This window comes from Pseudoduganella sp. jia 9 (genome assembly GCF_055502615.1).
The window spans coordinates 329,446-342,088 of sequence record NZ_JBUPWE010000005.1 but is presented as its reverse complement, the minus strand read 5'-3'; the positions used below and the strand labels follow the sequence as shown (position 1 = coordinate 342,088).

Below are 12,643 nucleotides of genomic sequence, written 5' to 3'. Positions count from 1 at the left end.
ATGACGACTCTGAAGGGATTCCTCCGCAATACGGTGCTGGCGGCCGCGCTGGCCGGTTGCGTGACTGCCTGCGGCTTCCACCTGCGCGGCTCGGGCGGCAACTACACGCTGCCGTTCGCGTCGATGTATGTCGGCCTGCCGGAGTCGTCGCCGCTGGCCATCGACCTGAAGCGCAATATCCGTGTGAACGGCAACACCACGGTCTCGAACGATCCGCTGTCGGCGGATGCCACGATCGAGGTCATCACCGACCCGGAAAAGACGCGCAGCAAGTCGATCCTGTCGCTGAACAGCGCGGGCCGCGTCAGCGAATACCTGCTGGCGTACAACATCGTGTTCCGCGTGAAGGACAAGACCGGCCGCGAACTGCTGGGCCCCACGCAGATCACGCTGACCCGCCCGATCACGTTCAGCGAAACGCAGCTGCTGGCGAAAGAGCAGGAAGAGGCGCAGCTGTACCGCGACATGCAGAAGGACCTGGTGCAGCAGATGATGCGCCGGATGGCGGCCATCAAGCCGTCGAATCCGGACCCCACGCCGACCAGCACCGTCAGCCCGCTGACGCTGCCGGGCGTCGTGTCGCCGGGCTCGGTGGCCACGCCGGCCACGCCGTCGACGCTGCAGCCGTCGTCCGCACCGGCGGAGCGGGCCACCGAACCAGTCGTCGAGCCGGCCCTGCCGACACGCCAGGAATAGCATGCAGCTGCGGCCTGACGCGCTGGACGGCCACCTGGCCAAGTCCCTGGCGCCGCTGTACGTGATCACCAGCGACGAGCACCTGCTGGCGCTGGAAGCGGCGGACAAGATCCGCCGCACCGCCCGCGCGCAGGGTTTTTCGGAGCGCGACGTGCTGACGGTGGAGCGCAGCTTCAAGTGGGGCGAGCTGCTGGCCGCCAACCAGGAACTCTCGCTGTTCGGCGACAAGAAGCTGATCGAGCTGCGCATCCCCACCGGCAAGCCGGGCAAGGATGGCGGCGCCGCGCTGCAGGCGTACGTCAAAAGCCTGTCGCCGGACAATCTCACGCTGATCACGCTGCCGAAGCTGGACTGGCAGACCGCGAAGGCGGCCTGGGTGGCGGCACTGCAAGCGGCGGCGGTCTATATCGAGATCCCGAACATCGAGCGTGCCCAGTTGCCGAACTGGATTTCGCTGCGCCTGTCCATGCAGGGGCAGGGCGCGGACCGGCAAAGCCTGGATTTCATTGCCGACCGCGTCGAGGGCAACCTGCTGGCGGCGCACCAGGAAATCCAGAAACTGGGCCTGCTGCACGAGCCCGGAAAACTGACGTACGAGCAGGTGCACGACGCCGTGCTGAACGTGGCGCGCTACGACGTGTTCAAGCTGTCCGAAGCGATGCTGCTGGGCGACCCGGCCCGGCTGGTGCGCATGCTGGAAGGCCTGAAAGGCGAGGGCGAGGCGCTGCCGCTGGTGCTGTGGGCGGTCTCGGAAGAAATCCGCACGCTGCTAAAATTGAAGGCAGGGATGGCCCAGGGCCGGCCGCTGGCGGCACTGCTGAAGGAATACCGTATCTGGGGGCCGCGCGAGCGGATGATGGAACCGGCACTGCGCCGCGTTTCGCTGGCAACGCTGGAAGACGCGCTGCGGCAGGCCGCCCAGGTCGACAGGATGGTCAAGGGTTTGCGCTCCAGGGCGTATGCCGGCGACCAGTGGGACGCCATGCTGCAGCTGGCATTGAAGGTGGCACGAGGATAGTACGAGGATTCGCACGAGGATGAGCACATGAGCACCGACGTCAAAGAGTACATGGAAGCGCTGGGCCAGCGGGCCCGCGCCGCCTCGCGCGCGATGGCGCGCGCCGACAGCGCCACCCGCAACAGGGCGCTGTCGCTGATCGCCGATGCGATCGAACGCGACGCCGAAGCGCTGCGCGCCGCCAATGCGCTGGACCTGGACGCGGCCCGCGCCAACGGACTGGCGCCGGCGATGGTCGACCGCCTCACGCTGTCGGACAAGGCGATCGCCACGATGGTCGAAGGGCTGCGCCAGATCGTCGCGCTGCCGGACCCGGTGGGCGAGATCTCGAACATGAAAACGCGCCCGACCGGCATCCAGGTCGGGCAGATGCGCGTGCCGCTGGGCGTCATCGGCATCATCTACGAAGCACGGCCGAACGTGACGGTGGATGCGGCCGGCCTGTGCATCAAGAGCGGCAACGCGACGATCCTGCGCGGCGGTTCCGAGGCGATCCACTGCAACCGCGCGCTGGCGAAGATCGTCAAGCAGGGCCTGATCGATGCCGGCTTGCCGGAAGACGGCGTGCAGGTGGTCGACACGACCGACCGCGCGGCGGTCGGCGCGCTGATCACGATGCCGCAATACGTGGACGTGATCGTGCCACGCGGCGGCAAGGGCCTGATCGCCCGGCTGATGGAAGAAGCCACCGTGCCGATGATCAAGCACCTGGACGGCATCTGCCACGTGTACATCGACGCCAAAGCCGACCTGCAAAAGGCGCTGGACATCGGCTTCAACGCCAAGTGCCACCGCTACGGCACCTGCAACACGATGGAAACGCTGCTGGTCGAGCGCACCGTCGCGCCGGCCGTGCTGCCGGAGCTGGCGAAGCTGTACCTGGCCGAGAAGGTCGAGCTGCGCGCCGACGGCGAAGCATTCGCGATATTGAGCGCTGCCGCCTATCCGCACCTGGCACAGGCGACGGAGCAGGACTGGGCCACCGAATACCTGGCACCGATCCTGGCCGTGCGCGTGGTCGACGGCATCGATGCGGCGATGGATCACATCAACACCTGGTCGTCCAAGCATACCGAGGCAATCGTCACCGAGGACTACAGCGCCGCGATGCGCTTCCTGCGCGAAGTCGATTCCGCATCGGTGATGGTCAACGCATCGACCCGCTTCGCCGACGGCTTCGAATACGGGCTGGGCGCCGAGATCGGCATCTCCAACGACAAGCTGCACGCGCGCGGCCCGGTCGGGCTGGAAGGGCTGACGTCGCTGAAGTACGTGGTGTTCGGCCACGGCGAGACTCGCAAGTAAATCTCGGACAGGGGACCTGTCCCCTCATCTCAAAGGAACCCCATGCTCTGGATCAAGGCGCTGCACATCATCTTCATCACCTCCTGGTTCGCCGGCCTGTTCTACCTGCCGCGCATCTTCGTCAACCTGGCGCAGGAAACGCCGGGTCCGACGACCGAGCGCCTGCTGCTGATGGCGCGCAAGCTGTACCGGTTCATGACGATGCTGGCGGTGGCCGCGCTGGTGTTCGGCCTGATCCTCACCTGGATGCAATACCGGTCGCCGGACGGCATGAAGCTGCCCGGCTGGCTGCACGCCAAGCTGACCTTCGTGGTGCTCGTGCTGGGCTACCACCACGCCTGCGGCTCGCTGCTGAAGAAATTCGAGCGCGGCGTCAACAAGCGCGGCCATGTGTTCTACCGCTGGTTCAACGAAGTGCCCGTGCTGCTGCTCGTGGCGATCGTGATCCTGGTAGTCGTCAAGCCGTTCTAATTCAAAAAATAGGGACGGACCCTGTTTTTGAGGAAACAGAAAATGGCCGGTCCAGCGCTGCCGGCGGCCGCCATTTTCTGAGCAGTACCATTTCGCAGCCTCTGGCTCAGGCGCGGAAATTGTTATTCAATTGCCTCAAAAACAGGGTCCGTCCCCATTTTTGAAGAAACTTTTTTACCACGGACAAAGGGTACCCCATGACCACTTCTTATTTCTGCCCATGCCCGCGCGGCATGGAAGCGGCGCTGGCCGAGGAACTCCTCGAGATCGCGCAAACCACGAACAGCCCGACGCTGAAGGTGCACAACCAGGTGCCTGGCGGCGTGCACTGCTCGGGCGACCTGTATGACGCCTACCGCATCAACCTGCATTCGCGCATCGCTTCGCGCGTGCTGATGCGCATGGGCGTGTGCCATTACCAGAACGAAAACGACATCTACGACCTCGTGCTCGCGCAGGCTTGGGAAGAGTGGTTCGGCGTGGAGCACACGATCCGCGTGGATGTCACGGCGATCAAGTCGCCGCTGAAAAGCATCGAGTTCATCACGCTGAAGATCAAGGACGCCGTGTGCGACCGCTTCCGCGACATGTACAACAAGCGCCCGTCGGTCAACACCCGCGAGCCGGACATGCGCATCGCCGGCTTCCTCGACCAGCGCCAGTTCACCATCTACCTCGACACTTCGGGCGAAGCGCTGTTCAAGCGCGGCTGGCGTACCGAGACGGGCGACGCGCCGCTGCGCGAGAACCTGGCCGCCGGCCTGCTGCGCGTATCCGGCTGGAAGCCGGGCATGCCGCTGTTCGACCCCATGTGCGGTTCCGGCACGATCCTGTGCGAAGCGGCGCAGATGGTGCAGGGCGTGCCGCCCGGCGCGCGGCGCCGCTTTGCGTTCGAGAATTTCCACGACTTCGATCCCGCCCCGTGGCAGGAAATGAAGGCGGCCATCAAGCCGAACCCGCTGCCGGCCGAACCGACGATCTTCGGTTCCGACATTTCCGGCGACATGGTGGCAATGACGCGCCACAATCTGAAGAGCGCCGGTATCCTGTTCGAAGTGCCGCTGAAGCAGATCGAGGCGCAGCAGGTGCAGCCGCCGGTATCGGTCGAGCAATACGGTGCCGGCATCCTGCTGACGAATCCTCCCTATGGCGAGCGGATCGGCGTGCGCGGCGACAGCACCCTGGAAGAAGACGAACTGGCGAAGTCGTTCTATGCCGACCTGTCGAAGACGCTGAAACAGCGCTTCGCCGGCTGGACGGCCTACCTGTTCACGGCCGACCTGAACCTGCCGAAGCTGCTGCGCCTGAAGGAATCGCGCAAGACCCCGTTCTTCAACGGCGCGCTGGAATGCCGGCTGTTCCGCTTCGACATGGTGGCCGGCTTCAACCGGCGCGAGGAAGCGAAGCCGAAAAGCGAAGAGTAAGCATGACTGGCTGGCATGCCGGTGCTGCTGGATGCAACCCCGGATGCGCATGCCGGGGTCGGGCCCTGGCCTGACCCCGTTGCTGCGTCGGGGGAAGTACGCGTTACCAAACAAAAAAGTACACTGACCCCATGCTCCCCGACACCCCTGTCAATCTCCCGCCCGACCCGGTCCCTCCCGTCCCGCCACGCAAGAAGTCGCACACCCGTCCGCTGAGCCATGCCGGGCTGGCGATCGTGCTGGCCGCGCTGTCGATGCTGGGGCCGTTCTGCATCGATGCCTACCTGCCCGCATTCCCCGAGATCGGCCAGTCGCTGGGCGCCACGCCGATCGAGGTGCAGCAGAGCCTGACGGCCTACATGCTGGCGTTCGCCGGCATGGTGCTGTGGCACGGCGCGCTGTCCGATGCCTTCGGCCGCCGCAACGTGATCCTCGTATCGCTGATCCTGTTCGCGATCGGCACGGTCGGCTGCGCCGCCGTCCACAGCGTGCAGTACCTGTGGTTCTTCCGCATCCTGCAGGGTATCTCGGCCGGCGCCGGCGTTGTCGTCGGACGGGCCATCATCCGCGACCTGTACCACGATGCCGAGGCGGCCCGGCTGCTGTCGCTCGTCACGATGATCTTCGCCATCGCGCCCGCGCTGGCGCCGATCATGGGCGGCTACATCGTCAAGTACTTCGACTGGCGCGCGATCTTCCTCGTGCTGTTCGTGTTCTCGGTCGGACTGTTCATCGTCTGCTGGCGGCGGCTGCCGGAAACGCTGCCGCTGCACAAGCGCCAGCCGTTCAACCCGCGTTTCCTGTGGGGCAGCTACCGGCAGATCCTCGGCTCGCCGCTGTTCCACCTGAAATCGCTGATCGTGGCGCTGAATTTCGCCGGCCTGTTCGTCTTCATCACGGCCGCGCCGGAATTCCTGCCGAAGCAGCTGCACCTGGGGCCGGACCAGTTCGGGTGGCTGTTCATTCCCTCGGTCTCCGGCATTTTTACCGGTGCGCTGTTTGCCAACCGGCTGGCCGGCAAGATCACGTTCGAACGGCAGATCGCCATCGGCTTTTCATTCCTGCTCGCCGCGGCCGGCGCGAACGTCCTTTATCACCTGTTCATGCCGCCGTCGGTGCCGTGGAGCGTGCTGCCGCTGTTCTTCTACACGTTCGGCATGTCGGTGGTGGGGCCGGCCGCCACGCTGATGGCGCTCGACCTGTTCCCGCACATCCGCGGCACCGTGGCATCCTGCCAGTCGTTTGAAACCACGCTGGCCGGCGCGATCGTGGCCGGCGTCGTGGCACCGGCACTGGCTGGCTCGGTGCTGTGGCTGGCCATTGGCCAGCTGGCCTTCACGTCGTCGGCGCTGGGCCTGTGGCTGGTTGCCCGCGCGATGCGCCGGGCCTTGCCATCTGCTACCGTAGAGCAACAGTAGGCGAAACGAACGGTCGTTTCTAGTTGTTTTCATGCAAGTGAGTAGCAAACTATGCTACGATAAACCGATGTTGCATGTAGTAAATATTTGGCAACTTGCTTGACGATCATAAAACTATAAGAAAGTTATGAAGGTGGCATGCCGGTTGAGGCAGGACCGCCTTTTTCCGGGGAAAACGCTCACTGCGGTAGTGCCACGATGCATCCACCAGACCACGATATTCGCAACCGCCTGATGCTCGCGCGGCTGCCGGCCATGCCGCAGATCCTGATCAAGCTGATCGAGATGTTGCAGGCGGACGACGCCGGCATTCCCGAACTGGCTGCGCTGATCGCCAAGGATGCGGGGATGACGGGCAAGATCCTTGCCGTGGCGAACAGCTCCGCCTACCATCGCGCCAGCCGCGCTCCGGGGCTGGAGCAGTCCCTCGTATCGCTCGGTACGGACATGATCAAGACGCTGGTGATCAGCGAATCCGTGTTCCAGACCTTCAACAGCTTTCCGCACTCCGGCAGCGCCGACCTGCGCGGGTTCTGGAAGCATGCGCTGGGCGCCGCCGTGGTGGCACGGGACATCGCCCGCGCCACCGCCTATCCGCACGTGGAAGAAGCCTACCTGGCGGGCCTGCTGCACAACGTCGGCCGGCTGGCGCTGCTGGCCGCCGCGCCGCGCGAATACAGTGTCAACTTCATGGCGCGCGACGACGCCGACCTGTGCGCCGTCGAACAGCGCACGCTGCAGATCACGCACACCGAGGCGGGCGCATGGCTGATCGAGCGCTGGAACCTCGATTCGTTCCTGGCCGACAGCGTGCTGTATCACCACGAGCCGGTCGAGCGGCTGGCGCCGGCGCACGCGCTGATCCGCATCGTGCGGCTGGCGCACCTGCTGGTGCACCACCCGGAAGCGGCCGGCGCGACCGCCGCCATGGCCGGCTACTGCGGCATCGACACGCGCGACCTCGATGCCATCCTGAAGGGCGCGGCGCGCCAGGTGCAGAAGGCGGCCGATTACCTGGGCATCGACCTGGCGGGAGCGGACGACATTCCCGCGCTGCCGGCGGTACTTCCGCAGCCGCCGGTGGACCCGGTACAGGCGCGCCTGCAGGAAGAGATGCGCAACCGGATGCTGGTTGCCGAGATGGGCCAGACATTCTCGCGCCAGCAGGGCGAAGCGGCCTTGCTGGAAGCGGTCACGCGCTCGGCGCGCATCCTGTTCGACCTGGGCACCACCATCGTGCTGCTGCGGGATTCGGCCGGGCAGGCGCTGGTCGGCGTGGCCGCCGGCGAGCAGCAGGGACGCCTTGCCGGCTTCTCGATTCCACTGGACCGGGGCGGCCCGATCGCCGGTGCCGCCGCGGCAGGGCAGGTCGCGCTGCTGGCGCACGGCGTCCAGCCGCTGGGCATCGCCGAGGAACAGTTGCTGCGCATTTTCGGCACCGAGGCGATGGTGTGCGTGCCGCTGGCGCTCGGCAACCGCTGCGCCGGCGTTCTGCTCGGCGGGGTGTCGGCCTGGCAGTTGCCGGCGCTGCAGAAGCGCGAGCGCTTCCTGCTGTCCTTCGGTGGCCAGGCCGCCGCCGCGCTCGAGGCGGCAGGCGCGGAACAGGGCGAGGCACGGCGCCAGATTGCCCACGTGACCCAGGAATACCGCGAAGCGTCGCGCCGCGTGGTGCACGAGGTGAACAACCCGCTGTCGATCATCAAGAATTACCTGTCCGTGCTCGACGACAAACTGGCCCGCCGCGAACCGGTGGTGGCCGAGTTGTCGGTGCTGAACGAAGAGATCGACCGTGTCGGCCAGCTGGTCGGCGGCCTCACCGAAATGGCGCCGTCCGCGGCGGGCGGCGTGGCTGCCGTTACCGCCGGTCTCGCCGCCGGTCCGGCCGCTGCCGGCGCCCTCGCCGCTGGTCCCGCCGCCGCTGGTCCCGTCGCCGCTGGTCCAGTCGATGTTGCGCGCGTGGTCGACGACGTGCTCCGCGTGTTCCGCGCCACCGGCTTCATCCCGGCTTCCGTGCAGGTACTGGCGCGCATGCAGGATGATCCGAACGAGATCGAAGGCGACGCGGACGTGCTGAAGCAGATCCTCATCAACCTCGTGAAGAACGCGGTCGAGGCCATGCCGGACGGCGGGCGGATCGAGATCGCCAACCGCGGGCACGTGGTGCGCGAGCGCCGCCTGTACGTGGAGCTGGCCGTGGCCGACACCGGGCCGGGCCTGCCGCCGGAGGTCCTGGCCAACCTGTTCTCGGAAGTGAAGAGCGCCAAGGCGGGCCGGCATCATGGCCTGGGACTGTCGATCGTGCACGGCCTGGTGCAGAAACTGAACGGGCTGATCGCCTGCCGCAGCGGCGCGGCCGGCACCAGCTTTGAAATCCTGCTGCCGGCGCGCGGCGGCAATACCCGGCCCGCGGCACTGCCCGCGCGCCCCATGGACCCGATGCAAGAATGAACGTGAACGACGACCTGGGCCAGGGCGGCGTCGCCGATTGCCTGCCCCGCCTGCTGCTCGTCGACGACGAGCCGCGCCTGCTGTCCTCCCTGTACGAGCTGCTGCGCGAACGCGACTATCGCCTGGTCACCGCCGCCAGCGGCAGCGAGGCGCTGGTGCACCTGGATGCCATGCGCTTCGACCTGGTACTGCTCGACCTGCGCCTGCCCGACATCGGCGGGCACCAGATCATGGACGTGATCAACAAGCGCGGCTACGACTGCGACGTGATCGTGATGAGCGGCGAGGTGGGCATCGACGCCGCGATCGGCGCGCTCAAGCGCGGCGCCTACGACTACCTGCGCAAGCCGTACAGCCGCGAGGAGTTGCTGAAGACGGTGGAGAACGCGCTGCAGAAGCGCCGCCTGGCCGGCGACAACCTGCGCATCGCGCAGCGGCTGGAAACGTCCGAAAAGATGTACCGCTACCTGGTGGACAGCTCGCCGGACATCATCTATACGCTCGATCACGAAGGCCGCTTCACTTTCGTCAACGACCGCGCCTACCAGCTGCTGGGTTTTACGCGCGAAGAACTGATAGGCCGCCATTACTCGTTCGTGGTGCACGATGAAGACCTGGACCGCGCGCGCTACGTGTTCAACGAGCGCCGTGTGGACGAGCGCGCGTCGCGCAACGTGGAATTGCGGCTCAAGTGCAATACGGCGCATGGCGCCGCCAATGGCGAGCGCACCTTCAACAATACGCTGATGACGATCTCGCTGAACGCGATCGGCATGCACGTGCCGGACGACGTCTTCCGCGGCGGACGGCAGCGCGAGTTCTTCGGCACCTACGGCGTGGCGCGCGACATCACGGACCGCAAGCGCGCCGAGGAAATGATCTCGTACCAGGCCTACCACGACATCCTGACCGACCTGCCGAACCGGATGCTGTTCAAGGACCGCCTGGGCCTGGCCGTGATCCAGGCCAAGCGCAAGCTGACGGAACTGGCCGTGATGTTCATCGACCTGGACCGCTTCAAGCTGGTCAACGACACGCTGGGGCACGTGAAAGGCGACGAACTGCTGCAGCAGGCCGCCGCGCGGCTGAAAAGCTGCCTGCGCCGCGGCGATACGCTGGCGCGCCAGGGGGGCGACGAATTCACCATCGTGCTGCCCGAGTTGCGCGAGCGCGACGACGCCAAGGCGGTCGCCGAGAAATTCCTCGAAGCGCTGCAAAAGCCGTTCGACCTCGACGGCCACGTGGTGCACATCTCGGCATCGATCGGCATCGCGGTCTATCCGAACGACGGCGAAACGATCGACGAACTGCTGCGGCACGCCGACATCGCCATGTACCAGGTCAAGGCGCTGGGCAAGAACGGCCACAGCTTCTACCACCCGTCGATGCTGGACATGTCGCACCAGAAGATCGCGCTGGAACAGGCGCTGCGCCGCGCGCTGGAGAACGGCGAGCTGGAAATGTATTACCAGCCGCAGGTGGACGTGATCACCGGCCGCATCGTCGGCGCCGAAGGGCTGATGCGGTGGAACCACCCGGAGCGTGGCCTGCTGGCGGCCGGCGAATTCCTGCCGTTCGCGGAAGAAAACGGGCTGATGCTGCCGCTGTCGGACTGGATGCTGGGCGCACTGTGCCGCGACCTGCTGGCGTGGAACGCTGCCGGCGGCGACCATCTGCGGCTGTCGCTGAACCTGTCGCCGCAATACCTGGACCGGGGCGACTTCTTCGAGAAGATGCGCGGCGCGCTGGCGCGCGACAGCATATCGCCGGCGCAGATCGAGGTGGAGATCACCGAGAACATCTGTATCCGCAATCCGCAGTACGCGATCGAACAGCTCAACAAGCTGTGCCAGCTGGGCGTGTCGGTGGCGATCGACGATTTCGGCACCGGCTATTCGTCGCTGGCGTACCTGCACCGGTTCCCGATCCACACGATCAAGATCGACCAGAGCTTCGTCAAGGAGATCCACGACGAGGGCGGGCATTACCCGGTGATCCTGGCGATCATCTCGATCGCGCGCGGCCTCGGGCTGCACCTGGTGGCCGAAGGCGTGGAAACGGACGCGCAGGCACGCTACCTGCAGGCCAACGGCTGCACCACGATGCAGGGCTACCTGTACTACCGGCCGGTATCGCTGGCGACGTTCATCGGCGTGCTGGAGGGGCGGCAGCCGTTGCCGGAACAGGGCCCGCTGCCGCTGGCCCTGCAGGCCTGACCCGCGGATGGGCGATCTCGCGCACATCCGGGCGCTGGCGGAAGAAGGCGTTGCGCATGCCCAGCATGCGCTGGGTTTCCGGTACTTCAACGGCGACGGCGTTCCGCAAAGCCATGAGATGGCGCTGGCATGGTACCGGCAGGCCGCCAACGCGGGGCTCGAGCAGGCCCAGTACAACCTCGGCGTGATGTACCAGAAAGGCCAGGGCGTCGACATCGACCTCGCGGAAGCGGCGCGCTGGTACCGCCTCGCCGCGGAACAGGGCTATCCCGCCGCGCAGTACAACCTGGGCTGGATGTATGCCAAGGGCCACGGCATCGCTCAGGATACCGAGCAGGCGCGCCACTGGTTCGGCAAGGCCGCCGAGCAGGGCGATCCCGGTGCCCAGAACAACCTCGGCATGATGTACGACACCGGCAAGGGCGTGCCGCAGGACTACGCGCAGGCGATTGCCTGGTACCGCAAGGCGGCCGAGCAGGGCTATGCGCGCGCCCAGTTCAACCTGGGCCAGCGCTACGAGAGCGGGCAGGGCGTGGCGCGCGATGTGGCCGCGGCCATCGGCTGGTACCGCAAGGCGGCCGCGCAGGGCCACGCGTCGGCGCAGTTCAATCTGGCGCTGCACCATGAAGCGGGCGACAGCGACGGCGCGGGCAGGAACATGGCCGAAGCCGTGCACTGGTACCGCGCGGCGGCGGAGCAGAACCATGTCAGTTCCCAGTTCAACCTGGCCCTGATCCATGACAACGGCCTGGGCGTTCCGCGCGACGAGCGGCAGGCGCTCGACTGGTACCGGCGCGCCGCCGCGCTGGGACACGCCGCCGCGCAGGACAACCTGGGCCAGCGCTACGAACTGGGGCAGGGCGTGCCGCGCGACCTGGCCGAAGCCGCGCACTGGTACCGCAAGGCGGCCGAACAGGGCTTCCCGGCCGCGCAGTACCACCTGGGCCAGCTGCACGAGACCGGCGCCGGCGAGGGCAGCGGCGTGTCGCGCGATATCGACGCGGCGATCGCCTGGTACCGCAAGGCGGCCGGCCAGGGGCACGTGCGTGCCCAGTTCGACCTGGGCCTGCGCTACGAAACAGGGCAGGGCATTGCGCGTGACCTGCCGGAAGCGATGCACTGGTATGGCCGCGCGGCCGAGCAGGACTACGCCGCCGCCCAGTACAACCTCGGCGCGCTGCACGACCGCGACGACAGTCCCGCGCCGGATGTGATGCAGGCAACCGCCTGGTACGCCAAGGCTGCCGCGCAGGGCCACACGCTGGCCCAGTTCGCGCTCGCGCTCCGCTACGACAACGGGCTGGGCATGCCGCGTGACTTTGCCCTTGCTTTCGACTGGTACCGCAAGGCTGCGCTGCAGGGCCATGCCCGCGCCCAGATGAACGTGGGCCTGATGTACTTTGCCGGCCAGGGCACGCCGGCCGACATGGCCCAGGCCCTGCAATGGCTCCAGCTGGCCGAACGCAATGGCGAACCCGGTGCCGCCCGCTACGTGCGCGAAGCCGGAGCGCGGCTGGCTACATCCGTCTCCACTGAGACCTCGGTAATTAATTGATGCCGTGTGACAATTAGCGATGAAGTTTGACGTTTCTATGCCGTAATTGATGAGTAGGGGAAATTTCAGTTCCCGAAAGACAATTGGTGCCG

Annotated in this window: 9 protein-coding genes; all 9 read left to right on the top strand. The window is 66.4% G+C overall.

The genetic code is table 11. The features are described 5' to 3' along the window. The 9 genes from ACY34H_RS07965 to ACY34H_RS07925 all read left to right on the top strand — a co-directional run bounded on the left by ACY34H_RS07965 (position 1) and on the right by ACY34H_RS07925 (position 12,551). Entirely contained in the window at positions 1–696 is a 696-nt protein-coding gene (locus ACY34H_RS07965; RefSeq protein WP_464976948.1) for an LPS-assembly lipoprotein LptE, read from the top strand. A 1-nt stretch (position 697) separates the two neighbouring features. Continuing rightward, positions 698–1,714 carry a DNA polymerase III subunit delta gene (gene holA / locus ACY34H_RS07960; protein WP_464976947.1) on the top strand — a complete coding sequence of 339 codons (1,017 nt, stop codon included), beginning with the start codon at positions 698–700 and terminating at the stop codon, positions 1,712–1,714. Positions 1,715–1,741: 27 nt separating this feature from the next. Next, positions 1,742–3,019, top strand: a complete 1,278-nt coding sequence (locus ACY34H_RS07955; RefSeq protein WP_464976946.1) for a glutamate-5-semialdehyde dehydrogenase — start codon at positions 1,742–1,744, stop codon at positions 3,017–3,019. Positions 3,020–3,061: 42 nt separating this feature from the next. After that, entirely contained in the window at positions 3,062–3,490 is a 429-nt protein-coding gene (locus ACY34H_RS07950; protein ID WP_464976945.1) for a CopD family protein, read from the top strand. A gap of 197 nt (positions 3,491–3,687) precedes the next feature. Continuing rightward, a complete protein-coding gene (locus ACY34H_RS07945; protein ID WP_464976944.1) occupies positions 3,688–4,914 on the top strand; it encodes a THUMP domain-containing class I SAM-dependent RNA methyltransferase in 1,227 nt (408 codons plus the stop codon). A 131-nt stretch (positions 4,915–5,045) separates the two neighbouring features. After that, a complete protein-coding gene (locus ACY34H_RS07940) occupies positions 5,046–6,332 on the top strand; it encodes a multidrug effflux MFS transporter (protein WP_464976943.1) in 1,287 nt (428 codons plus the stop codon). A 198-nt stretch (positions 6,333–6,530) separates the two neighbouring features. Then, positions 6,531–8,780, top strand: a complete 2,250-nt coding sequence (locus ACY34H_RS07935; RefSeq protein ID WP_464976942.1) for an HDOD domain-containing protein — start codon at positions 6,531–6,533, stop codon at positions 8,778–8,780. Next, positions 8,777–10,996: a putative bifunctional diguanylate cyclase/phosphodiesterase gene (locus tag ACY34H_RS07930; RefSeq protein WP_464976941.1), complete on the top strand. Its 2,220-nt coding sequence runs from the start codon at positions 8,777–8,779 to the stop codon at positions 10,994–10,996. The genes ACY34H_RS07935 and ACY34H_RS07930 overlap by 4 nt, the downstream gene beginning before the upstream one ends. Before the next feature lie 7 nt (positions 10,997–11,003). Beyond that, positions 11,004–12,551 carry a tetratricopeptide repeat protein gene (locus tag ACY34H_RS07925; RefSeq protein WP_464976940.1) on the top strand — a complete coding sequence of 516 codons (1,548 nt, stop codon included), beginning with the start codon at positions 11,004–11,006 and terminating at the stop codon, positions 12,549–12,551. The last annotated feature ends 92 nt before the right edge of the window (positions 12,552–12,643 follow it).

Bases quoted from the DNA above. Each gene is read 5' to 3' on its own strand.
- ACY34H_RS07955 (WP_464976946.1), top strand. From the start codon at position 1,742: ATGAGCACCGACGTCAAAGAGTACATGGAAGCGCTGGGCCAGCGGGCC.
- ACY34H_RS07940 (WP_464976943.1), top strand. From the start codon at position 5,046: ATGCTCCCCGACACCCCTGTCAATCTCCCGCCCGACCCGGTCCCTCCC.
- ACY34H_RS07925 (WP_464976940.1), top strand. From the start codon at position 11,004: ATGGGCGATCTCGCGCACATCCGGGCGCTGGCGGAAGAAGGCGTTGCG.
- holA (WP_464976947.1), top strand. From the start codon at position 698: ATGCAGCTGCGGCCTGACGCGCTGGACGGCCACCTGGCCAAGTCCCTG.
- ACY34H_RS07930 (WP_464976941.1), top strand. From the start codon at position 8,777: ATGAACGTGAACGACGACCTGGGCCAGGGCGGCGTCGCCGATTGCCTG.
- ACY34H_RS07950 (WP_464976945.1), top strand. From the start codon at position 3,062: ATGCTCTGGATCAAGGCGCTGCACATCATCTTCATCACCTCCTGGTTC.
- ACY34H_RS07945 (WP_464976944.1), top strand. From the start codon at position 3,688: ATGACCACTTCTTATTTCTGCCCATGCCCGCGCGGCATGGAAGCGGCG.
- ACY34H_RS07935 (WP_464976942.1), top strand. From the start codon at position 6,531: ATGCATCCACCAGACCACGATATTCGCAACCGCCTGATGCTCGCGCGG.
- ACY34H_RS07965 (WP_464976948.1), top strand. From the start codon at position 1: ATGACGACTCTGAAGGGATTCCTCCGCAATACGGTGCTGGCGGCCGCG.